Source organism: Pseudomonadota bacterium (assembly GCA_026388275.1).
Taxonomy (GTDB): domain Bacteria; phylum Desulfobacterota; class Syntrophorhabdia; order Syntrophorhabdales; family Syntrophorhabdaceae; genus JAPLKB01.
On sequence record JAPLKB010000028.1, the window covers coordinates 38,695 to 61,368 of the forward strand.

General features: G+C 45.3%; 21 protein-coding genes. 12 read left to right on the plus strand and 9 right to left on the minus strand.

Annotation, left to right across the window (positions count from 1 at the left end; all coding sequences use genetic code 11):
- Window positions 1-47 precede the first annotated feature (47 nt).
- Window positions 48-1,133, plus strand: coding sequence for an NAD(P)/FAD-dependent oxidoreductase (locus NT010_07660; protein MCX5805928.1), 1,086 nt, complete (start codon window positions 48-50; stop codon window positions 1,131-1,133).
- A gap of 106 nt (window positions 1,134-1,239) precedes the next feature.
- Complete coding sequence (locus NT010_07665; GenBank protein MCX5805929.1) at window positions 1,240-1,995, plus strand: 3-oxoacyl-ACP reductase FabG; 756 nt, start codon at window positions 1,240-1,242, stop codon at window positions 1,993-1,995.
- 168 nt (window positions 1,996-2,163) lie between these two features.
- Here NT010_07665 and NT010_07670 read toward each other — a convergent pair whose 3' ends face one another.
- Entirely contained in the window at window positions 2,164-3,138 is a 975-nt protein-coding gene (locus NT010_07670) for a LysR family transcriptional regulator (GenBank protein ID MCX5805930.1), read from the minus strand.
- Window positions 3,139-3,540: 402 nt separating this feature from the next.
- On the opposite strand from NT010_07670, the gene NT010_07675 reads away from it, so the two are divergent.
- The 4 genes from NT010_07675 (at window position 3,541) to NT010_07690 (ending at window position 8,729) form a co-directional block, all read left to right on the plus strand.
- Complete coding sequence (locus NT010_07675; GenBank protein ID MCX5805931.1) at window positions 3,541-5,640, plus strand: molybdopterin-dependent oxidoreductase; 2,100 nt, start codon at window positions 3,541-3,543, stop codon at window positions 5,638-5,640.
- Between the two features lie 13 nt (window positions 5,641-5,653).
- On the plus strand, window positions 5,654-6,322 hold the full coding sequence (locus NT010_07680) for a cobalamin-dependent protein (protein ID MCX5805932.1): 669 nt from the start codon (window positions 5,654-5,656) through the stop codon (window positions 6,320-6,322).
- 235 nt (window positions 6,323-6,557) lie between these two features.
- Window positions 6,558-7,637 (plus strand): uroporphyrinogen decarboxylase family protein, encoded by a 1,080-nt coding sequence (locus tag NT010_07685; protein ID MCX5805933.1) that lies wholly within the window; start codon window positions 6,558-6,560, stop codon window positions 7,635-7,637.
- A gap of 51 nt (window positions 7,638-7,688) precedes the next feature.
- Entirely contained in the window at window positions 7,689-8,729 is a 1,041-nt protein-coding gene (locus tag NT010_07690) for a uroporphyrinogen decarboxylase family protein (protein MCX5805934.1), read from the plus strand.
- A gap of 74 nt (window positions 8,730-8,803) precedes the next feature.
- Here the strand turns inward: NT010_07690 and NT010_07695 are convergent, their stop codons facing one another.
- Complete coding sequence (locus NT010_07695) at window positions 8,804-10,012, minus strand: acyl-CoA dehydrogenase family protein (protein MCX5805935.1); 1,209 nt, start codon at window positions 10,010-10,012, stop codon at window positions 8,804-8,806.
- 190 nt (window positions 10,013-10,202) lie between these two features.
- On the opposite strand from NT010_07695, the gene NT010_07700 reads away from it, so the two are divergent.
- Window positions 10,203-10,667 carry a hypothetical protein gene (locus tag NT010_07700; GenBank protein MCX5805936.1) on the plus strand — a complete coding sequence of 155 codons (465 nt, stop codon included), beginning with the start codon at window positions 10,203-10,205 and terminating at the stop codon, window positions 10,665-10,667.
- Between the two features lie 52 nt (window positions 10,668-10,719).
- Here NT010_07700 and NT010_07705 read toward each other — a convergent pair whose 3' ends face one another.
- From NT010_07705 to NT010_07735, 7 genes are all read right to left on the minus strand, one after another.
- Window positions 10,720-11,097: a prepilin-type N-terminal cleavage/methylation domain-containing protein gene (locus tag NT010_07705; protein ID MCX5805937.1), complete on the minus strand. Its 378-nt coding sequence runs from the start codon at window positions 11,095-11,097 to the stop codon at window positions 10,720-10,722.
- Window positions 11,048-11,581, minus strand: a complete 534-nt coding sequence (locus NT010_07710) for a type II secretion system protein (protein MCX5805938.1) — start codon at window positions 11,579-11,581, stop codon at window positions 11,048-11,050. The genes NT010_07705 and NT010_07710 overlap by 50 nt, the downstream gene beginning before the upstream one ends.
- Entirely contained in the window at window positions 11,544-11,981 is a 438-nt protein-coding gene (gspG, locus tag NT010_07715) for a type II secretion system major pseudopilin GspG (GenBank protein ID MCX5805939.1), read from the minus strand. The genes NT010_07710 and gspG overlap by 38 nt, the downstream gene beginning before the upstream one ends.
- Before the next feature lie 71 nt (window positions 11,982-12,052).
- The gene (locus NT010_07720) at window positions 12,053-13,264 is read right to left on the minus strand and encodes a type II secretion system F family protein (protein MCX5805940.1); all 1,212 of its coding nucleotides are present in this window, start codon (window positions 13,262-13,264) and stop codon (window positions 12,053-12,055) included.
- A gap of 63 nt (window positions 13,265-13,327) precedes the next feature.
- Complete coding sequence (gene gspE / locus NT010_07725) at window positions 13,328-14,851, minus strand: type II secretion system ATPase GspE (protein ID MCX5805941.1); 1,524 nt, start codon at window positions 14,849-14,851, stop codon at window positions 13,328-13,330.
- 2 nt (window positions 14,852-14,853) lie between these two features.
- Entirely contained in the window at window positions 14,854-16,731 is a 1,878-nt protein-coding gene (locus tag NT010_07730; GenBank protein ID MCX5805942.1) for a hypothetical protein, read from the minus strand.
- Between the two features lie 28 nt (window positions 16,732-16,759).
- Entirely contained in the window at window positions 16,760-17,722 is a 963-nt protein-coding gene (locus NT010_07735) for a PDZ domain-containing protein (GenBank protein ID MCX5805943.1), read from the minus strand.
- A gap of 734 nt (window positions 17,723-18,456) precedes the next feature.
- Between NT010_07735 and NT010_07740 the strand changes: the two genes are divergently transcribed.
- From NT010_07740 to NT010_07760, 5 genes are all read left to right on the plus strand, one after another.
- Complete coding sequence (locus NT010_07740) at window positions 18,457-19,098, plus strand: hypothetical protein (GenBank protein ID MCX5805944.1); 642 nt, start codon at window positions 18,457-18,459, stop codon at window positions 19,096-19,098.
- Between the two features lie 111 nt (window positions 19,099-19,209).
- Window positions 19,210-19,824, plus strand: a complete 615-nt coding sequence (locus NT010_07745) for a prepilin-type N-terminal cleavage/methylation domain-containing protein (GenBank protein MCX5805945.1) — start codon at window positions 19,210-19,212, stop codon at window positions 19,822-19,824.
- A 40-nt stretch (window positions 19,825-19,864) separates the two neighbouring features.
- Window positions 19,865-20,857: a type II secretion system minor pseudopilin GspK gene (gene gspK, locus NT010_07750; protein MCX5805946.1), complete on the plus strand. Its 993-nt coding sequence runs from the start codon at window positions 19,865-19,867 to the stop codon at window positions 20,855-20,857.
- Window positions 20,854-22,164 carry a hypothetical protein gene (locus NT010_07755; GenBank protein ID MCX5805947.1) on the plus strand — a complete coding sequence of 437 codons (1,311 nt, stop codon included), beginning with the start codon at window positions 20,854-20,856 and terminating at the stop codon, window positions 22,162-22,164. The genes gspK and NT010_07755 overlap by 4 nt, the downstream gene beginning before the upstream one ends.
- Entirely contained in the window at window positions 22,161-22,673 is a 513-nt protein-coding gene (locus NT010_07760; protein MCX5805948.1) for a hypothetical protein, read from the plus strand. Before NT010_07755 ends, NT010_07760 begins: the two co-directional genes overlap by 4 nt.
- Window position 22,674 lies beyond the last annotated feature (1 nt).

Consider the following 22,674-nt stretch of genomic DNA (forward strand, 5'->3'; position numbering starts at 1 on the left):
TGCGGCAAGTGTAGAACTGCTTGTTTGGAATGCGGGAGGAAGGTTTTATGAACAAAACAAAATGGGATGTTGTGGTTGTGGGCAGTGGTCCTGGCGGGAGCATGGCGGCAAAAATATGTGCCGATGCCGGGCTGGAAACACTGCTCGTGGAGAAGAAGAAACTTCCCCGGGACAAGGTCTGCTCCGGGATGCTGTTGGGATACTGGGCCAGGAAGCTCGTGCAGCAGGAGTTTGGAGATATACCAGCGGATGTCCTTGTTGAACCTTATAAAGGCATGGGTTTTCATGTGGGCAGTGGACACTACATTGAGATGCAGGTGCCCATACCCGTCGGATGGAGGAAAGATCTGGACTACTGGATGTCCTCTAAGGCATCTGAGGCCGGTGCCCTCCTGAGGGACATGGCAAGGGTGACCGCAATACGGCCGCACGCCAGTGGTTATGAGGTCGATGTCAAGGGCGAAAACAAGGAAACAGATCACCTATATGGGAGGTTCGTGATCGGTGCTGACGGGGCATATTCCACGATAAGGAAATGCCTCTGGCCTGATTTCCATGTGCGTTATCGGCCTGTGGCGAGGGAGTGCTACAAGGCGGAACTCTCGATTGAAAAGGACTATTTCCACTGGTTCTATCCAGCCGGCACTGCCACTCCACGGTACGACATCAATTACAAGGGAGGTTTTTTTCTGATTGAAGGCAACCTCCGTCCCATAAGGGATAGCATAAGAGAGACATTACAAGGCTACGGCCTTCCTTCAGGAGTTAAGCCTCTTTGGCGAGATGCCTGTGTGAACCCCCACCTTTGGGACGATCTTATCAACGGCTCCTTCGTGCCTGCGAAGGACAATGTGCTCCTCGTCGGTGATACGGCGGGCATGCTATTTCCCACTACCCACGAAGGCATCGGCTCTGCCCTGAAGAGCGGGATAATGGCTGCCGAATCGGTCATCGAGGCGCTCAAGGGAAATAGTAAGGCCGAGGGGCCGTATCTCAAGAAAATCGAGGAAATCAAGACCGTCCTGGCGGAGCTTCAGATAATGACCAAAAAGCTGGGCGATGTCGCGAAGAAAGGAGCGGATGCGCTCCTTGAATCTATGGTGGAATTATTCGACAAGACAATCAGGGAATGAGGCGTCAGCACGTTAAATGGTCCGCACGGCGGGCGAGAAGGGGAGGCTCCGACAGCTTTGCTGGTGGAGGGGGCGACGCAAGCCCCGGTAATAGAAGGAGAGATCTATGAATAGACTTGATGGAAAAGTGGCAATTGTCACAGGAGCCGGCAAGGGTCTCGGTCGTGCCTTTGCTGTGAATATGGCCAAAGAAGGAGCAAAGGTAGTAATCGTGACGAGAAAGGATCTGGAAGGCCTTAAAAAAACTTATGAACAAATAAAAGACTTAGGAGGGGAGGCCCTGTGGCTTCAGATAGACGTATCCCGGACAGAGGATCTCGACCGAATGGTTGCAGAGACGATTAAAGTGTTCGGAAGGATTGATATCCTGGTGAATAACGCTGCTCTGATCCCGGCACGGAAGGCCTTTAATGAGATTTCGCCCGAAGAGTTCAATCAGGTATTAAGTACTAATGTAACGGGAACGTGGCTTTCGGCCTGTGCTGTCTTCCCTTCCATGAAGGAGCAAGGCAAGGGAAAAATCATCAATATTGCCTCTGAAACATTTTTTACCGGTTCACACGGTTTTGTTCACTACGTGGCTTCTAAAGGCGGAGTAGTAGGGGTTACCAGAGCGCTTGCAGCAGAGCTTGGATCTTTCAATATATGCGTGAATGTAGTTGCCGTAGGTTTCACCGAGACCGAAGCAGGTACTGCTCTGGTTGGCGGTGATGTGACGAAGTATGACGTTAGTCGCACCCCCCTGGCCCGTCTCGGGCAGCCCGAGGATGTTGTCGGCATGGTGTCTTTTCTCGCCTCAGATTCAGCCGACTTTATCACCGGACAGACCGTACTGGTCAATGGAGGCCGGTTCATGCACTGATCAAAAGGAGAGACAGGTACTGAATGAAATGCGGTTTTCTCCCATCACTTTTCAATGACGGACGGACTTGTCGCCTCGCACCCTTGCCAATCCCTCTCCCGCTTATAAAGAGCGGTTTCACCATCTGATGTTTCCCGCAGTTATTGATATAAAAAAGAGAAATGTTTATCAGGGCAAGGGGAGCAGGCTACCGGGGTCTAAGGTTGAAGGCATTAATGTGTCTATAAGAGCAGTTATGCTGCCAATCGGCCTGTCGCGCGGCGCTATTTCCTGCAGGACGTTGAGAAAGACTACAGCAGGGGGTGACAGAACATGGTTTTTGAGGTAGGCGATGTTGATGTCCAGGGTAACTTGATTCTCTTCAATGGAAAGGGCTGCCAATTTTCCCTCATCTATTTCCCTGGACATGGCTATTCTTGACAGGAAGGAAATGCCTTCTCCCCTCTGAACCATATTTTTTATCAATTCAGTATTGTTCGCTTCTGTATGGATATGCAAGGGAATTCCGGATCTCTCGAACAACAGATTCACAAGATACCTGCTTGCTGATCCTTTTCCTCTGAGTATGATTTTTTCATCAGCCAGGTCTTTGATCGAAGGATTCATTTTCCATGTAAGTGGATGATCTACGGGCAGGGCTACAAGCAGTTCCTCCCTGCAAAACGGTATGAAACAGACATCAGGATTTTCTTCGACTTTGACACAGATGATTACCTCGTTCTGAAAATCAAGGAGTCTCTGAATGATATCCAGGGACCCGGCCTCGTCCACTTTTACCGTAATATTCGGATAAAAACTGTGGAAGTGACTGATCAGGAGATGCAGAAAGGTATGGGAATAGGTCCTTGATGTTCCCAGTGAAACAACGCCGGCTCTTAAGCCTTTAAGATCGTTTACCGCACTCTCAATCTCTGTTTCAAGGTCGAAAAGTCTACGGGCATATTCGTAAAGGAACTTGCCTCCTTCGGTAAGGAGGATCTTATGTGATTTTCCTTCGAAGAGCTTCAGTCCCAACTGCTCTTCAAAGGCTTTAATTTGATTGGTAACCGCGGGTTGGCTTATGAAAAGGTCTCCGGCTGCTTTGGTGTAGCTCATACGCTTTGCCACTCTGTAGAAGATCCTGAAGTGATGAAGGTTTATCATCTTAACAATGTCCCCCTAAATACCGCACGCCAATCAGGGTTAAGCAGCATAGCGCGTAAGTCCGGCTTTTACAGTCATTCTATCCCATTTATTTATCAGGATGCAACCATATCTTCAAATCTTCTCATGCTGGCCCCAAACGTGAACGTTCCAAAGCAGACCCCAAAATTGAATCCAGATCTGTAAGCTTCAATCCGGTGAATTCCGGGTGTCGGCAGAATTAGCAAAGGAGCAAATAGTCGGGGTTTCAAAACAGACTCATTAGATAATCAATAACATTTTTGAATGGATAGTTTCAGATAAATGAATTTGACTCCCAGCGTCTTGTGGTGTAAAAGGTTCTTAGTGGAATAATTGGTTCTGTGACGAGAAAAGACATAAGGCATAAAGGAGTGGATCGTTATGAATAATCAAATTATACGTACAACTTGCTCCATCTGCTTGCAGGATTGCGGCATGCTGGTACATTTACAGGATGGGGAGATCGTAAAAATTGAGGGAGACCCTCGTGCGCCCCTCAACATGGGAGCTCTCTGTGTAAAGGCAACGGCTTCACTTGAGATTCGGAACCATCCTGGCCGCGTAAGACATCCTCTTATACGAAAGGGCGAACGGGGAGAAGGGAAGTGGCAGGAGGTCTCCTGGGATGACGCCCTCGGCAGGATAGCTGATGAAATGAACAGGGCCAAAGAGAAGTACGGCCCCGAGTCCGTGTGCTGGCTTAGGGGTGCTGCTAAGGGCATTCAGGACAATGTATTTACCCGCCTTGCCAATGTATTCGGCTCTCCGAACATCACCTCCATGGCATCGGTCTGTTATTTCCCCCACGTGAACGCCATGCGCTTCACCTTTGGCTCCTTTCTCATGGAAGATCACACAAATGCTTCGGCGCTGGTCGTGGTTTGGGGTATGGACCCCGCGTCAACATCTATACCGAACTACGAACCTCTCAAGAGAGCTGTCGCCCGGGGGGCCAGATTAATGGTGATAGACCCCTTTGAAACCGTTCTGGCAAAAAAGGCAGACCAATGGATAAGGCCGAGACCGGCAACGGACATGGCTCTGGCCCTGGGTATGGCTTACGTCATTATCAATGAAGGCTTGTACGACAAGACATTCGTGGAGAACTGGACAAAGGGGTTTAATGAACTCAAGGCACATGTCCAGGACTATTCACCCGATAAAGTGTCTGAGATTACCTGGGTGCCTGCTGAGACCATTGTGGATGCTGCAAGATTTTATGCTGCCAACAGACCGGCAGCCGTTCTGGTGGGGAATGCAAATGAGAATATCGTGCTTTCCATGCAAACTCAGCGGGCTATTTATATATTGGAAGGCTTGTGCGGCAACGTGGGTGTACCGGGCGGCAAAGTCCAGTGGACTAATCCTCCAATAGTATCCAGGGCTGCCCCGGAATTTACCTTACAGGACCATATCCCCAAAGAGATGCGGCAAAGGAGATTGGGGGCTGAGCATCTGGCTCCTTTTGTACACTACGCTTTACCGCAGAGCGTGATAAAGGCCCTCATTACCGGCAAGCCATACATACCTCATTTGGCTTATATTCAGGGAGGAAATCTGCTTTGCACCTGGGCTAATTCTAAGGAAACTCTGGAAGCGTTCAAGAAACTAGATTTTATAGCAACGGCTGACTTGTTTCTGACACCCACCGTTGAAATGTGCGATGTGGTTCTGCCAGTGGCCCACTTTCTTGAGCACGATGCCCTTCGTCAGTCAGGGGATCTGCCGTTTTTGGCACAGATACAGCAGAAGGTGGTTGATCCGGGGGACTGCAAGTCGGACACCCAGATCTATATCGAGCTATCCCGTAAGCTGGGACTTGGTGAGTATTTCTGGAATGACGAATATGATTTCATGGAGGAAATGCTGAGACCCGCAGGAATTACTTTGGACGAGTTCCGGAAAGTGCATGTCCTGGAGTGTGTCAGACAGTACAGGCATTATGAGAGGGGCGGTTTCGCTACCCCTTCGGGCAAGCTCGAACTTTACTCAAATGCACTCAAGGAGGCGGGCTTCGACCCGTTACCAGTCTACCGTGAGCCTCCCGAGACAATGTACAGTGAGCCCGGGGCGGCAGGCGAATACCCTCTGATTCTTACCACGAGGAAGCCGGCTGTTTTTCGGCACGCCAACCTGAGACAGATCAAAAGCCTGAGAGTCCTGCGTCCCGATCCGATCCTTAATATCAATCCTGCCACGGCCAGGGAACTGGGAATCAACAATGGGGACTGGGTCTATATTGAAAATAAACGAGGCAGGATAACCCATAAGGCTGAATATTCGGAAAGTCTGCACCCACGGGTTGTGGTGGGGGACCACGGCTGGTGGTACCCTGAGAAGGGAGTTGATGAAGATCTGCATGGATTTACAGAATCGTGTATTAATGCAATTACCAGCAACAGCCCTCCTTATGCCCATGAGATGGGGGGTGTTACCCTAAGAGGCACTTCCTGTAAGGTCTACAAAGTCGGGAAGTTATAATGGAGGTATAGGCATGGATTCAATCGAAATAGTAAAAGAGATACTGAAGGGACTATCCGATGCGGTAATCGCCTTTGATGAGGAAAAGACAGTTGAACTGGCTATGACGGCACTCAAAAAGGGTATTGATCCGAATGATGCTATACTGAAAGGTCTTGCCGTAGGAATGGATGAGGTGGGAAAACTTTACGAGAAACAGGAATATTTTGTGCCTGAGTTGCTCCTCTGCGCAGATGCGATGAATGCGGCCGTCGATGTGCTCAAGCCTCACATTAAACTCGGAACACAGGCAAAGCCCTATAGCGTTGTCATAGGTACTGTTGAGGGGGATATCCACGAGATTGGCAAAAACCTCGTGATAATCATGTATGAGGCCGCAGGGTGGACTGTTTACAACCTGGGCGCTGATGTAAAGATACCCCTATTTCTGGACGAGCAAAAAAGAACAGGCGCTGACGTTGTGGCGATCTCCTGTTTGATGACGACGAGCATGCTGGCCATCCCCGAGGTCATAAAACCCATTAAGGAGTATGATCCTGGGATAACCGTGATGGTCGGAGGAGCACCGCTGAGCCGAGAGATGGCGATGGCCTACGGGGCCGACGGATTTGCCCTTAACTGCGGGACGGTGGTGAAAGAAACGCTCAAAGCTCTTAATAGGGAGAAAGGCAGGCCTGAATGATCTATTGCCGGGGCTTGCGTCGCCCCCTCCACCGGCAAAGCCGTCGGAGCCTCCCCCTCTCACTCGCGGTGCGAGCTAATTTCCAGGGCGATGCGAGGCAGCAGAGGACCACGCTTTCGAGCGTGGGTAAATGCGATTATCATCCACGCAAAGGGTTTCGGGTATTAGTGCCACGGGTTTGCCCGTGGGAATCTATCCGGACACATGCGAGTGGAGCAGTAAGGGAGGCAACGCCATGAACGAGAATTGGAATTTGAGGCCGGACAGAATGACGCCGGCGGAGAGGATGAAGGCTCTCCTTTCGGGAAAACCAATTGACCGGGTAGGTTTTTACCCCTTTACACGGGGTTTTTGCGCTATAAACACAGGTATGACGATGGAGACCTTTTATTCGGAACCTGCAAGCAGTTTTGAAGCACAGCAATGGATCCAAAAGATGTATAATCACGATGAAGCCCTCAAGTTTGGCGGTGCCTGCTATGGCGCCTGGGAATTTGGCGGGGATATTAAAATACCCAAGTCCGAGTGGCAGCAGGCCATTTCGGTGGAGCGCCATCCTGTCCAATCGGAGGAAGACGTGGAGAAATTGGAGTTACCTGATGTGACCGTTGCAGGCTCAATTCCGAGGACCATGGAGTTCAGCAAACTGCAGCGTGCAGCCAGTCTTGCCTGCTCAATTTCAGTGGGCAGTCCCTTGATGATCGCAGGGAACATCTGTGGAGTTGAGAAGTTGATGCGGTGGATGCTGAAAAAACCGGTTCTGGCGCATAGAGTACTCCGGCTGGCTACGGATTTCGGAGTAGCGGTAGCAAAGTACTGGTTGGATACCTTTGGCGCTGATAATGTGGATATCCGCGATTCGGCGCCCACAGATTCGAACCAGGTCATATCGCCGAAACATTTCAGAGACTTCTCGTTTCCGTATCTCCTGGAGCTTCACGAGAAGGTGCTGGCCCTGGGTGCAAAATACATCTACAGTCACATCTGTGGAGAGCAGAATCTGAACCTGTTGTTCTGGCGTGAGCTGCCCTTTGGAGATCCGGGAATAGCCGGCTTTGGTCATGAAGTGGACCTGACGAAGGCAATAGAGATGCTGGGGGACAAATGCATCGTAGTCGGCAACGTTGAGCCCCGAATTCTTCAGACGGGAAACCCGCAGGAAGTGTACCAGCAGTCACGGGAGTGTATCGAGAAGGGCAAGCACGCACCCAGGGGTTTCATTCTGGGCACTGGATGTGAACTGCCGCCCAGGTCGCCTGCTGCAAACCTCTTTGCAATGAAAAAGGCTATCAATGATTTTGGTTGGTATGAATAGAGCCCTCTGTCCGGTCGTCGAGCGCAGAACCACATACGGGAGGTAGTAGAAATGAATAACCGAGCCATGAGATTACTTAAGGGTGAACCAATTGACCGGACCCCGCTTTTCCCATTCATTCTGGGATTCTGCGCAAAAAACGCAGGATACCCTATTGCCGCCATTTACAGCGACCCTCAAAAGAGCTTTGAACTCCAACTGTGGACGCACGAACAGTATGGTTTCGACTGGGGCCCTATATATGGCTATGCCTCATACGGCACCTGGGAGTTTGGCGGTGAGATTAAAATGCCTGCCACTGCCTATGAACAGGCGCCGTTCCACACGAGATTTCCGGTCGAGACAGAACAGGATATTCAAAAACTGAACTTGCCTGATCCAGGGGCGGCAGGGTGCCTTCCACTTGCTATGGAGTTTTCACGGTTGCAAGATAAACATGGAAAGCCTGTTTCTGTTGTATGTGGCGGCAACTTTACCATTGCAGGAAATGTTTGTTCCGTTGAAACACTCTGCCGGTGGATGCTGAAAAAACCGGATCTTGTGCATAGAATCATGCGTCTTACCACAGACCATATCGTTGACATTGTTCGATACTGGTCGGACGTTTTTGGCAGCGAGCGTGTGATTCCGCAGATGTGGGAGCCTCTGACAGCCAACATCATTATCTCGCCAAAACAATTTGAGAAGTTCGTTCTCCCTTATATCAAAGAATCGAATGAAAAGATATTGTCACTGGGGGTAAAGCACATTCTCTACCACATCTGCGGAGATCAGAACAAAAACCTGCCTTACTGGAGCCAGATTCCCATGGGCGATCCGGGGCTTTGCAGCTTTGGAGTCGAGGTTGACCTTCTTACGGCAATCGAACACCTTGGTTCCCGGAATGTTATCATCGGCAACATAGACCCAAAGGTGTACCTGAGTGAAACACCGGAACAGATATACCGCCTTTGCAGGGAGGCTATAGAGAAGGGAAAATCTGCTCCCCGGGGTTTCATGCTGTCGTCGGGATGCGAGATTCCACCGGAGGCCCCACCCTACCTCGTTTACCAGATGCACAAGGCCATCATGGATTCGGCAACCGGTTGTTGATACACAGGGGACGTATCAACCCTTTCTTGTCCTTCTATGACGAAGGGCGTCGGCAACGGTCCCTGGAACAACAGCTACTCTACGGTATAATCGTAATATCCACGGACGACACGATAACGGGAAATCTGTTGACCACCGAGCCATAACTGTGTAATTTTCGCATCCCGCAGGTATTTCTCGAGGTGATATTCAGGAGACAGGCCGTTGGAACCCATAAGCTGCATGGCCATGTCCGCAACCCACACGGCCGCATCGGCCGCATATATCCTCACGATGCCTGCCTTCGAGATCATTTCGTTTGTAAAAGAAGGCCCGTATTTATCCCGATGATCGGACATCCACGCAAAGTTATAGACCAGAGCCCTTGTTGTTTCAACCCGGATTGCCATGTCTGCCAGGATGCCTGCTGCCATGCTCCATTCCCGCACCGGCTTGCCGCCGCTCGTCCGGTCCTTTGTATAATCAAGGGCAATGTCAAAGGCCGCCTGAGCAATACCAAGGGACATTGTGGCGGAACTCAACTGCGAACTTGCCATGGTGGCATGGTAAAAGCGCCCATCATCACCAGGGCCGGAGAGCCTAAATTCCTTCGGTACCTTGACATTGTCGTAGAATATGCTCCCATTGACGGATGTTTTGAATCCCATCTTTTTTTCCGGTTTCCCGAAAGAAAGTCCTTTGGTATCACCCGGCACATAGATGAGTGCAATGCCCTCATCCCCGAGATTCGGGTCTGTGGTACAGACGGTAAGGTATACGCTTGAAATACCGGCATGAGTAGGCCAGGATTTGTTTCCGTTGATGACCCACTCATCACCTTCCAGCCGGGCCCTTGTAGTAACGTACTTGCTTCTTAAAAGGGGGTTCTCTGTATCGGCACCACCCGTGGAATCCGTCATTGACAGGCAGGCATAGTTCAGCTTGCTTCCGCAAAAGGCAGGAACGAACCTGTCCAGGACGGCTTTATTGCCTGCTGCCATAGCAGGTTTTAAAATACTTCCTCCATTTATAACGGCGCTGAGGCTGATGCCTGCATCTCCTCGCGCCAACTCTTCGCGGATTATGCATATGGTAGTGGTCGAATGGGTGCCTCCTCCGCCATATTCTTCCGGGTAAGCGATTCGCTGAATACCTAAATCAACAAGCTTTTGAAGCACTGATTCAACCAGATCGTGCTCCTCCTCGATCTTTTCCCGAATTGGCATGATTTCCCTGTCAACAAATTTCCTGATCATTTGACGAATATCGTTTTGTTCTTCTGTGAGCAGGTCCTTGAGATACATGGGAAGCCTCCTTCGCCTTTTCTTATTTCACGAATTATACAGAATTCAAAGTATAAGATCTATTTTTCACTATCAAATCCGCTATGTCAACACATTCTTATTTAAATAACTGAGTGAAAACGGGCGGCAAGACAGCAGGAAGAATTTTTGCCGAGGAGAAGTTATTGAACCAGGATATCCCCTACGGATTTTGGAGTGTTTTACCCTTGAAGGAGGTATAAGAGCGCTCAGGAACAAAATAAGTGATATTTTGACTTCCTTTGGGTTTAGCGGTGAGAAGCCCTTATGGAAGGACGGATGTCTGAGTCGGGTCCAGATTCCTGGACATCCCTATCCTGATTCCTATACATCATCAAGAGGCAATGTTTTGCTTGCAGGCGATGCTGCACGTCTCAAGATTCCTGTGAGTGGTGAGGGCATAGGCACTGAATTGAAAAGCGGGATTCTTGCTGCCGAATCTATAGTAAAGTCTCTTAAGACCGGGCAGGATGTTTCAAAAATATATTCTGACAATCTGAGTCCGCTTTTGGAGATTTTGCACTCATACAGCCTTGGACTGGAGAAAATAAAGAAAGACGGGCAAAAGGGACCGGAAGCCCTGCTTGATGCGCTGACAAAGGCATTTGAAGAGACGATTGATATTGCTGATTATTAATCCAGGAACTGGCGTTGTAAATGCAACTTAATTGGTTCTTAGACAGGACGATTCATTTTTTCAGTTTATATGAAATCAGCCTCACAGAGTGTTTCTTCTTATCCCAGAACACTTCGACTTCTACAAGCCGCACATCATTTAAAAGGGTTTCACTGATTTTTTGATTAATAAAGAAGCCCGAAGGATCCTTCTCATCTATCAATCCTTCGATTTGACCGGGCTCAGGGAGTTCTTTTCTTTCAATGTCTTTCATTCTGTTATCGGCAATCATGGTTGCCTCAGTCACCTTTCTTGCATATTCCTCCATTCCTAATGAGGTCAGCACCAGTGAAACAAGAGAGACCAGGGCAATCGATGCGATTGCCACCGATACCATTACTTCAAGTAGGGTTATCCCTTTTTGGGATGATAATTTCTTCCAGATATCCATGCTCTTCGCTCATTTTTGCCGTCAACGGGTTAATTGTTACTGAATAAAAACCTTCCTTTTCTCCCTCAAGGTGCATAATCAGGCGGTCAACAAGCCCTGTAGGGTAAAACCTCATAACCGTTTTTCCCATTGATATTTTCATTCCATTTATTATGACATCCTTCAGGAGATATGCTTCGGGAATTTTTATATCCCTTGATGATACAAACCCTTTAATCACATCCACATAGCCTATGCTTAAAACATTATTCGTAATATCAAACTGGATTGCTTTTGGTTCAAAATCCGAGATGGCGTTCTCACGAAGCAGCGAAATCTCTATGGAAAGCTTTTCTAAAAATGTCTCCCTGTTTTTTGCTGTAAAAAAATCCCACCTCACTGATGCAAAAGTGAGCAGGATAGATATTAATAGGAATGCAAGAATGACTTCGAGTAAAGTAAACCCGTTAATCTTTCTCAATGTCCTTACTTGAAATATCAGCATTTTTTCCTGTTCCACCCGGCTCTCCGTCTGATCCATAACTGATAATTTCGTAATCCTTGCCATCGGAAGCAGGAGAGGTGTAGTAATAGGGATTACTCCATGGATCGTTTGGCACGTTAATACTTTCCAGGTACCCTCCTTCTTTCCATTTTTTTGGCATTGGCCGGCTATCAGGCTTCCTGATCAAGGCCTGGAGCCCCTGTTCTGTTGTGGGATAAATGCCGTTGTCAAGTTTATATAGTTTGAGGGCGCTTTCTATTGTCCTGATATCTATTTTTGCCTTGATTCTGCGGGCTTCTTCCGGCCTGTCCATAATCCTCGGAATAAGCAGGGTGGCAAGTATACCGATAATGACGATAACGATCATTAATTCAATCAATGTAAAACCCTTATAATTCAATTTTGAGTTTTGAGTTTTGAATTTTGAATTTAAAATCCGTAAGCTTTGAAATGCTTTCATAAGTTTCCCCTTTACCTCTTTAACAGAATTTTATTCATTTCAAAGAGCGGAAGCAGTATTGATACGAGAATAAAAGCTATAAGGGTCCCCATCAAAAGGATGATAACAGGTTCAACCATTGCTGTAAAGGCTGTTATCCTCTGATTGATGTTGGAATCATAATACTCTGAGACATTCGTGAGTATTTCATCGAGGTTCCCGCTTGTTTCTCCCACATTTACCATATCAGCTACATAGGGAGGGAAAGTACCGGTATCGCGTATGGCAACGGACAAATCAACCCCTCCTTCCACCATCCCGGCTATTTTCATGACAGCTTCGGATACAATAATGTTTTTCATCGTGTTGCTTACTACTATGATGCCCTGCAGCATGGGGATTCCGCTTTTCAGCAATGTCCCCAAAATCCTTGTGAACCTGCCGGCCAGCACCATTAAATAAAAACTACCGGCAACAGGTGCATCTAAAAGGAACTTGTGCCACAGCCTCTTCCCTTCCCTGGTTTTTCGGAACCATTCGAAACCGAAGAACAAAAAAAGGGGAATGATAAAAATAATGTAATAGTAATTATTTACCAGGTTTGTAATGGCGATTAAGATTTTAGTCGGGATCGGAAGCCCTTGACTCATGCGTTCAAAAATCTTTATCACCATAGGAACAACATATCCGATAAGGAACAAAACAACTCCGGTTCCAACGATTGACATGATAAGGGGATATACAAGGGCAGCCTTTATTTTCCCACGGATAACTGCATGATTCTCCAACAAATTTGCCTGGTAGTTCAAAATCAAATCAAGGCTTCCGCTCTTTTCGCCAGCCTGCACAGAGTATACAAATAATTCATCAAATATATCCGGAAATGTTTTTAGTGCATCCGACAATGCGAAGCCGCTCTTTACCTGGTCCCTCAAATGACTGACAATTTCTCTCTCTTTATCTATATCGAGCTGGTTGGTTATAATAGTTAATGCCTGAAATAACGGAACACCTCCCTTTAAAAGCGAAGCGAGTTGTCTTGCCAGTTTAATGGGCAGCCTTTGCTTCATTCCAAAGGAAACTCCTATTTGTTTCTTGCCGGATATTTTTTGAAATTCCTGCAGTGATACGAGGAAAAGATCTCTGTTCTTAATCACAGTCTTTGCAGCACCTTCTGTGTCGGCGTCTATAAAGCCGTTTTCTTTCTTGCCTCTCTGATCTAAAGCGCTGTATTTAAATCTCATTTCTGCTTAACCTGTAGCTGTGACATCAACTCATTGCTCAATGGTTTTGCCGGCAACTGTGAGCTATTCTATTGTTACCCTCATAATTTCTGATAATGTTGTAGCGCCTTCAAAAACCTTATTTAAACCATCCTCTCTCAATGTGAGCATACCCTCTTTTTTTGCTTCTGCCTTTATTCCCTCTGATGACCTTTTTAATTGGACCATCTGTCGTATCCTGCCGGTCATCTTCAGCAATTCAAATATCCCGGTTCTCCCTGTGTATCCTGTATTTAAACAATTTTTACAGCCCCTGCCTTTGTAGAAAATACGTTCACTGTTCCTCAGGTTTTCGTTAAACAACTCTCTCTCGAATTCCGTCGGTTTATACACATCCCGGCAATGAGGACATATTTTTCTCACAAGCCTCTGCGCGAGAATTGCCGTTATTGATGAAGTTAAAAGATATGGTTCGATACCCATGTCAATCAGCCTTGTAAGTGCGCTTGCCGAATCATTGGTATGCAATGTAGAAAATACAAGATGTCCTGTAAGAGCAGCCTGTATGGCAATGCGTGCCGTTTCTTCATCTCTTATTTCACCGACCATGATTACATCAGGGTCCTGTCTTAAAAAAGAGCGGAGGGCCTTTGCGAAATCGAGGTCTATTTTCGGATTTACTTGCATCTGCCCGATCCCGGGAAGGATATATTCAACAGGATCTTCAACGGTAAGTATATTTTTTTCAGGGGTATTGATAAGCTGAAGTGCTGCGTAAAGCGTTGTTGTTTTTCCGCTCCCTGTCGGTCCGGTCACAAGAAAAACGCCCTGCGGTCTTTTAATTAACGATACCACAGTCTTCTCAAATTCAGGGGACATGCCGACCTTTTCAAGCCCCACTATTGCGGAGCCTTTATCAAGAAGCCTCATGACTACCTGTTCCCCATACGCAGAAGGGATAATAGATACCCTGACATCAATATCCTTTTCGCTTACCGTGATTTTAATCCTGCCGTCCTGGGGAAGTCTCTTTTCAGCCACATCAAGCCCGGCCATAACCTTAACCCTTGAAACAATAGCATCCTGGGCTCTTTTAGGGGGCTTGTACATATCATATAATAACCCGTCAATTCTGAATCTTACCCTCAAATCTTTCTCAAAAGGCTGGATGTGTATATCGCTTGCCCTGTCTTTCACTGCAATTGAGAAGAAAAGATTGACCAGTTTTATGATTGGCGGCTCATTTGCCGCGTAATCAAGGAGATCGTGTCCATTGGGAATTTCCTGCGTAATCTCAGAAAGGGCATTTTCCCCAAGGTCTTCCACTACCCCGATAACCACTTCTTTCCCCTGTTCTTCTTTGAAGGTGTTAAGATAATTCAAGTAATCTTCATTTGAAACATATATCTTCTCAACAGGCATGCCGGCATACATGCTCAGAATATCCGTTTTTGTTTTGGTTTGACCCTCCGGGAGCGCAACAACAAGGCAAACAGGGTGCTTTGTACATCCCAAAGGGGCAATCCCGTTTTTTTGAAAGAAGGTGAAGTGAATTCTTGATATGTTGTTGGGAAGAGGGTTGAGCTCACCCGGTCTGATGAAATCCATCCCTATTCCCCTGGAACTGCTGTATCCGCTTTCTTTTCTATTTTCTTAGCATTGTTGCCAAAAATCATGTCCTGCTCAGCTTTCTTATCCCTGCTTATCTCTTCAATCTGCTGAGGGGTATAAATGATCTTAGGAGTGATAAAGACAAGAAGATTGGTCTTCTCATACTTCTTGGTCTTATATCCGAAAAGGTATCCTAAAACGGGGATGGAACTTAAAATGGGAATTCCTGAATCGGTCGATGTCATGTCATCACTGATAAGACCGCTTATAACTATCGTTTGTGCATTCCGCACACCGACGGTAGTCTTCGTAGACCTCTTAAGGGTAGTTGGCGCAGGTATTTGCGAAGATGCGCCTGTTTGTACAACCGCCTGCTGGACCTTTGTAACTTCCTGCTGTATATTGAGGTGCACAAAGCCGTTTTTATTAATGGTAGGCTTTATTTTAAGCTTTACACCCACGTCTCTGTAGTCATATGAGTTGATGGGGTTGCCGGCACTGTCAATACGGGTACTGGTAGTGTAAGGAACGTTGGAGCCTACAACAATTTCAGCCTCTTCATTGTTCATGGTGAGCAGCTGGGGGTGTGAAAGGATATTGATGTTATCTTTTGTACTCAGGGCGTGGATAAATGCGCCAAGGCTCGGATACTGCTTACCCATGTAAGTAATGCTGTTTCCGAGAACGCCGACGTTTAACCCTGATGGTATACTCTCTGCCGCTTTGGCAACCGTAGAAGAGTCCCCGCTTTGAATGCCTGATATAATACCTGCTGCTGTACTTATTAAATTCCCGCCTTTCTGAGTAACCCCGCCGATTATTGCCTTATCCCCTCCCAGTGACAATCCGCCGAGCCATTCTACTCCGAACTCTTCCCCTCTTGCCATAGACACTTCTATGATAGCAGCTTCTACGAGAACCTGCGGCCTCAGAGTATCAATCTCGCTTATAATGCGATCTATCTCTTTCATATCCTCAGCCGGAGCGCTGATAAGCAAAGAGTTTGTGGCAGGATAAGAAGATATAAATATCTTTTCTTTTGGTGTTGCAGCCTTTTTCCCCTCTGCTAAAAGTGTCTGAAGCGCTTTAGCTAAATCCTCTGCAATAGTGTGTTGAACATTATATATTTTTATGCTGCTCAGTTGTTTTGAGATAGGCAAATCCGTGTCGATAAGGATCCGCTTTAGTTTTTGAATATTTGAGGCAGAGTCAACCATAATCAGCGAATTTGTAGCAGGTATATTTACAAGATAAGCATCTCTGGACATCATGGGTCGGAACACACCTACCATAATGTTCGAATCAAGATAATCGAGTCTTGCCACATAGGTGACGATCTTGTCGTCCGGTGACATACTTGTCAGTTTTTCAGTATCAACAATGGCGACTGACATGCCTTTAGCGTCGGTTCCCCTGACAACCTTTATCGCTTCCGGAGTTTCCACTGCTGCAAACCCGTAATAATTGATCACTGTCTCGAAAACCCTGAAAACCTCCTCCCTGGATATGCTATTCGGTGCAAGAATTGTAACCTTGCCTTTCACTACGGTTTCATCGAAGACAAAGTTTTTCCCCATAATGTTGCTGACAAATCTGATGAGGTCCCTCAGTTCGATATTATCAAAGTTCATCTGTACATGACTGCTGGAGGACGCCGCCTGAGGCAAAGGATGTGCAGGAACTGGCGGTGAAGGAGGAACAACCTTGGTTGGATTTGCAGGTTGTGTTTGGGGTTGTTGTGCATTCTGCACCGGCGCAGAAGGTAACTTCTGAGGTGCTGTTGATGCGGGCGGCGAGGTCTGAGCAAAAGACTGGAACATGGTAACAATGAAAAAGAAAAGCGTCAAAAACAAAACAGATTTTTTATTCGTTGACAAATTCAGTACCTCGTGAAAAGTTCATATGTTATTTTGCCTCATAATAGAGTGTTCTTATTTGATTTTCTCGTAAGACTTTGACTTTCAATTTTGCTGCGAGCCTGAATGCCTGTCCGGCATTTCTCACATCATCCGATGTAATCAGTTTTCGTCCATTTACCTCTTGAATAATGTCGTTTGGAACAATTCCCATCTTTTCAGCTATACTCCCACGGTCAATTGATACGATTTGGAATCCGTTTGACTGTCCACTATTATCAACTGATACTTTTACCGCAACATTTGACATAACAATATTGTTGTCCGCTCTTATTCTGTCCGCCAGAGCTTTTGATAGAGTGACATTATTACCTTCTTGTCTTATATCTCTTGAATAATCCACCTGCTGCCTGGAAGGCGGTTGTCCTTCTTTCTCCTTTCCGGCTGTTTTATAGTTTCTTGTTTCCAATACAACATTCGAACTCCCTGTACGGAAATTCACCCTCTCGAATCCTGCTGCAAATAATTTAATCCTGGCGCCAAAATCACTCTTTTTTATCAGAACTGAATTCCGTTGTATATCGGATACTGCCAGTCCATTTTCTATGACTTCTCCCAATCCGTATGTCCATACTCCCTTTTGCTCACCCCTGTCAATGACAGCATAGAGGTCTGTCTTTTTTCCTCCGAGCCACACACCCTTTAAAGTCATAGTTTGCATTATTTCAGTAAGTCTCTCTTCCTCAATCTGTTTTTCTGTTTTCGTTACAGGCATTTCAGCCTGGAGTTTTGCCCTGAAGAGGTTCCTCTTGATTATTGCATCATAATCAGCTTTAACTTCTGCAGAGGGATTCTGAAGTGAAACAGCTCTCCCGTATATATTTTTACCGGCACTCTGTAATGGAATTTTCATAACAGAGGCATTAATAATTATCAATAAAACTACTGCTGTTAATACAGCGGCAGCGCTTGACACTATATAAGGGTAAAACAGGAAATATTTCTTTAACACACTTATTTCCTCAGGTAGATAATTAATCTATATTACCAAGCATGATACATCATCAAAAATAACTCTGAGTCAAACATTTCGGAGATTCCAAGCCAACTGTTTTCCGGGGTATGAATATACCTTAATAGTCCTTTTCCCGGATGTTATTCAGGTTATTTCGATTTATTGTATCACATTTCATGTGTAGGAAATAGAATAATATTGAAAGTATTGGTAGGAATTAGGGCATATATTTTTTATATGGAAAAGAATAAACCCCCATGAAGTGAGATATATTCCTTGGCAGAGCTGCTGGAACGGGTCAAGCATTCTTTGTATGAGTACTTCTTCTGTGTCAAAATAAGAATATTCAGTAAGCAAATCTATACAAAACGCTTGACTATAACTGGCAGTGCTGCTACACCATTCAAAGCAAGGTAGGGGGAAATGGCAAATACTTGCTCCGTTTTTTATTCCGTATTCACATAAACGTTTATGTGAATCAGGCTTGGGTGGTCAGCGGCATGTCGGGGATTTTGCAGATGTGGATGGGCTGTGAGATTTGCAGGCCGGAGGCCAGGATTAAATGTTAAAAAACTGTTTTAGCCGGGTACCCACGAGCAGCCAATTATATAGAAAGCAGCCGCCTGTCACATGGGTGGCAAACGTCGGAGGATCGCAAGGCGAAGCAGACCGCCGCAGATCAATATCCTCGAACATGACGCTGACCTACCAAGTGAAAAAGGCAGACAAAATTGCTCAGAAAACAGAAGGATAAGACAAAAACTTTTGACAATACCCTTTTTGCTGTGCAAAGTATAAATATGAAAAGAATCATAGAAAATATTATTTTTATTATTTTCATTACACATATCGGTTTTTTTGCCCAGTCATATGCAGGAGAAAAGGATATTTTCAAGCTCTTAAATAATGGCAAGATTAGTGTAAATATAAGCAACCTGCCATTGAATGAGGCATTAAGAAAACTTTCAGCAAAATTTACCATTGAATTAAAGGGTTACGCAGTAGGGAACGAACTGATTAATTTGAATATATCAGGAATCACTCTTGACGATATGCTGAAGCGAATGATGCGCGGTTATAATTACGTTCTTATAAAACCTGAAAACTCCCAAAAATCTATACTCATGGTGCTCGGCAGGGCAGAGAGGACAAAATACATGGAAGCACCATCTGTGACCGATATAGAAGCCCATTCGTCTTCAAACATGGACGTATATCAGGTTCAGCAGCCGGCGGCTGCCACTGTGCCCCAACATAAACCAAATTCGACAGGCAATCCGCAGACAGCAAACACACCCGCAGAAATTCCGTCTGCGGATACTGCATCTCAGACCCAAAACAAAGGCAACGTTAAAACCGGGGTAGAACGCTGATTGCATCGCGGGTTCATAGTAAAACTCTTTGACATTTTCTGCAATATCGGGGCGACTTCTATCATTGACTTTCTTTGTAAAAGACTCGTAAAATAAGATGCTTTGACACCAATGACACTAAAAAAAAATATTGGTTTTACCCTTCTTGAAGTAATTCTTTCAATAACGCTTTCTTCGCTTCTACTATTAACGGTGTATTTTACCTATTTTGGTATCAATCGGTCTGTTGATGCGGCGTCTGAAGGACGGGAAGTGCTTGAGGCAGGCCCTGTTCTTCTGGAGTTAATTAAACAGGATCTACGCGGGGTTGCACCTCCCCCGAAATCCCAATTTATAAGTAAAATTCAAGACAGGGAAGAGGAAAAACCCTCACACAGGATAGACTTTATTACAACATCGGCAATGGGAGACACTGCCTTTGGGCTAAGCGTTGTGGGATATTTCACGTACAACATACCTGATAAAAAGGAAAAAATATTTGTAAGGAGAGAATCGAAGGATATAAAAAATGAATTGGTAGAGGGAGGTATAAATTATGAGCTTTCAAATATAATAACCTCCTTTAAATTGGCTTTCTATGACGGTGAAAACTGGGTTGACGAGTGGGATAGCCGTACTCTGGGAAAAATGCCGAAACAGGTGAGAATCATGATCACGCTAAAAGATGAAAAAGGTTTCTCAAAAGAGTTTATTTCAGATGAGACAATTCCAAGTGCATTATATTAAACCCATATTTTCCATTAAGATTAGTATACAGGTTAAAAACATGTTGAAGAACAGCAAAGCTCCGATGGAATTCAACCCATTCCTGCCACTGTTTCGCGGAAAGGGGAGGGGAGGGAATTCAGATGAAAGAGGTTTTGTTCTCATTGTGGTTATGCTTGTTATTGCGCTGCTTTTCCCCATTGTTCTCACATTTAATGCAAGAACTCAGGCTAGGCTTCTTCAGGCTGCCAATTTCAGGGACAATACCCAGGCTTTGTGGCTCGCACGTTCAGGAGTTGAAGCGGCAATGGGGATTCTCAAAGCGGATAACCCTGCTTACGATGCAAAAACGGATAATTGGTCCATGGCTTTTCCTGCTATTGAAGTTGGCGATGGAAAACTCGAAGTCGATATTATTGATGAAGACAGAAAAATTAATATCAACCAGCTTGTTGATTCAAAAGGCGTAAACGTGAATTCCTATGTGGAAAACAGCTTGAGAAAACTTATTGCGCGCCTTGGAGGAAAACAGGAGATCGTTGATGCGCTGATAGATTTTATAGATGCAGATAGCGAGCCCTTCGGCACATGGGGCGCTGAATATGAGTATTATAAACCCATGGGTTACTCTCCCAAAAACGGTCCCCTTGATTCGCTTGATGAACTTTATCTTATAAGGGGATTTGATAAAGATTTGCTTGTGGATAAAAAACTGAAGGATTATATTACCATTGCCCCGACAGATGGAAAATTAAATGTTAATACCGCCAAAAAAGAAGTATTATATGACATTCATGATCAACTGAGAGAAGGACTTGTCGAAGAGATTGTTCGATACAGGGATGGAAAGGAATTTAAAAACATTGTGGATCTGAAAAACGTAATCGGCGTAACCGATAATCTCTACGCAAATATTTTGCCTTACACAAAGGTCAATTCATCGGTATTTACAGTTCACAGCAAATACACCATTTATAAAGTAACAAAAAATGTTGATGCCCTTTTAAAAAGAGAGGGAAAAACAGTGATTATTATTTCCTGGAGAGAAAATTGAAAAGGAATGTGTCTTCCATTATCCGGCACGAAGGTATCTGTCATGGGGTAAGGTTTTCGATCAACAAACATGAGATTTCGGATCTGGAGATCCATCAGAAAGGTACATTCGATGAGATACGAGATGTTTTGAAGGGTTCTGACTTTGGCGTATCTATGGATACCTCAACAGGCTATATGGTTCATCTTAACTTCCCTTTTACCGGAAAGAAAAAAATAGGTCTTGTTATCAACAATGAACTGGAAGATGTATTACCCTTCGGTGTTGAAGGTGTCGAAGTTGATTTTCAGGAAATCGGCAGGGGAGATGTATTGTCAGTTGCAGTGCCAAAAGATGCCCTGGATGGATTCAAGGGGAATCAAGATATAAATATCATTACCCTCAATGCGCTCGCTGTTTTATATGCCCTCAAATGGTTTAACATATTGTCCATGCCGGACTACGTTTTTTTCAATATCGATGGCAATACGGCGTCTGTCATGGTATTTCAGAAAAATAAGCTTAAATATCTGAGACAATTTTTTTATTCCCCGGAATCAGATTCGTTGAATCAGGCCATTGAGGAACTTTTAAGCCATAAAGAATTTGATGTGGCGACGTATTGTTTGATCGGCAGTGATAAAGATGTGCAGATACAAAAGGAGCGCATTGAAAAGAAATTCAATATCCGGCTTGATACACCGTCTTTAAAAACATACCTAAAACATGATGATTGTCCGGAATGGCTCTGGGCCGGCATCGGGGCAGCACTCCTGTCAGCAAATCCAAAACATGAAATAAACCTCTTAAGAAGCCGCCGCAGGGTGTTCTCGTCGCTGAACAAAAAAAGCATCTTTTTGGTTGGGGGCGGTATTGCGGCTTTAAGTATGGTAATCATGTCCATTTTTTATCTAAATTATTACATGAAAGAACGGGTTTATAAATATCTGACTTCCGAACAGGTAAGGTTATACAGGTCAGTATTCCCCAATGCGGCGCCTGTCAACGACGTAGGAAAGTTCTTTGAAGACAGAGTTAAATCCATCGATCAGCAACTGCATGGTGCAGGGATAAATGTTGCCATGGCTCCCCTTCAGGTGCTTGCCGGGATCAGCAGCAGCCTTGACAATCAAATCGATGTAAAACTGAACGAATTTGTGTGCGATGAGAAGGAATTTGCCATATCCGGAACAACAATATCCTTTGCAGTTGTTGAAAAGATTCAATCAAACCTTGAAAATGTTAAAGATATTAAATCAGTAGAAATACAAAGCGTTGATATTGATGACGGAAAGCAGGTAAGATTTAAAATCAGGGGAAAATTGTGAAAAATATTCTAAGTGTTTTCAGATTATTATCCGAAAGGATCTATATTGCCATTTTTGTCGGTATCATCGTGGTAACGTCAGTATATGCCTATCTATTGAAAGAAGATGCCCGTATTCTCGAAGGGAAAATAGCAACAAAACAAGTGGAACTTGGCAAAGTCATAAAATTGAAAGATCAATATCAGGAAAAAAAGAGAATATTAGAAAAGCCCTCCCCAAAGGGAAGTCAGCAAAGGATCATTTCCCTTGGTATGATTGAAGGTGCTGTTACAAAATCGTTTACTGGCGGGAAGCTCAACATGTTGAAACCATCAATGACAAAAGAAGATAAGTGGGGAAGCGCTCAGAGAATTTTTGAAATAAAAGTGGGCGGCGCTGCCCTCGGTGAAATTATTACTTTTGTAAAAGCTTTGGAAACTTCGGGGCTCTATGTAAAAAAGCTGCAATTGACCATGTCCGCTGCAAACCAGACAGTTATTGATATGTATGCGGTAGTGATAGGCGGTTAGC

Bases quoted from the DNA above. Each gene is read 5' to 3' on its own strand.
- NT010_07660 (MCX5805928.1), top strand. From the start codon at position 48: ATGAACAAAACAAAATGGGATGTTGTGGTTGTGGGCAGTGGTCCTGGC.
- NT010_07665 (MCX5805929.1), top strand. From the start codon at position 1,240: ATGAATAGACTTGATGGAAAAGTGGCAATTGTCACAGGAGCCGGCAAG.
- NT010_07670 (MCX5805930.1), bottom strand. From the start codon at position 3,138: ATGATAAACCTTCATCACTTCAGGATCTTCTACAGAGTGGCAAAGCGT.
- NT010_07675 (MCX5805931.1), top strand. From the start codon at position 3,541: ATGAATAATCAAATTATACGTACAACTTGCTCCATCTGCTTGCAGGAT.
- NT010_07680 (MCX5805932.1), top strand. From the start codon at position 5,654: ATGGATTCAATCGAAATAGTAAAAGAGATACTGAAGGGACTATCCGAT.
- NT010_07685 (MCX5805933.1), top strand. From the start codon at position 6,558: ATGAACGAGAATTGGAATTTGAGGCCGGACAGAATGACGCCGGCGGAG.
- NT010_07690 (MCX5805934.1), top strand. From the start codon at position 7,689: ATGAATAACCGAGCCATGAGATTACTTAAGGGTGAACCAATTGACCGG.
- NT010_07695 (MCX5805935.1), bottom strand. From the start codon at position 10,012: ATGTATCTCAAGGACCTGCTCACAGAAGAACAAAACGATATTCGTCAA.
- NT010_07705 (MCX5805937.1), bottom strand. From the start codon at position 11,097: ATGGATATCTGGAAGAAATTATCATCCCAAAAAGGGATAACCCTACTT.
- NT010_07710 (MCX5805938.1), bottom strand. From the start codon at position 11,581: ATGCTGATATTTCAAGTAAGGACATTGAGAAAGATTAACGGGTTTACT.
- NT010_07720 (MCX5805940.1), bottom strand. From the start codon at position 13,264: ATGAGATTTAAATACAGCGCTTTAGATCAGAGAGGCAAGAAAGAAAAC.
- gspE (MCX5805941.1), bottom strand. From the start codon at position 14,851: ATGGATTTCATCAGACCGGGTGAGCTCAACCCTCTTCCCAACAACATA.
- NT010_07745 (MCX5805945.1), top strand. From the start codon at position 19,210: ATGACACTAAAAAAAAATATTGGTTTTACCCTTCTTGAAGTAATTCTT.
- gspK (MCX5805946.1), top strand. From the start codon at position 19,865: ATGTTGAAGAACAGCAAAGCTCCGATGGAATTCAACCCATTCCTGCCA.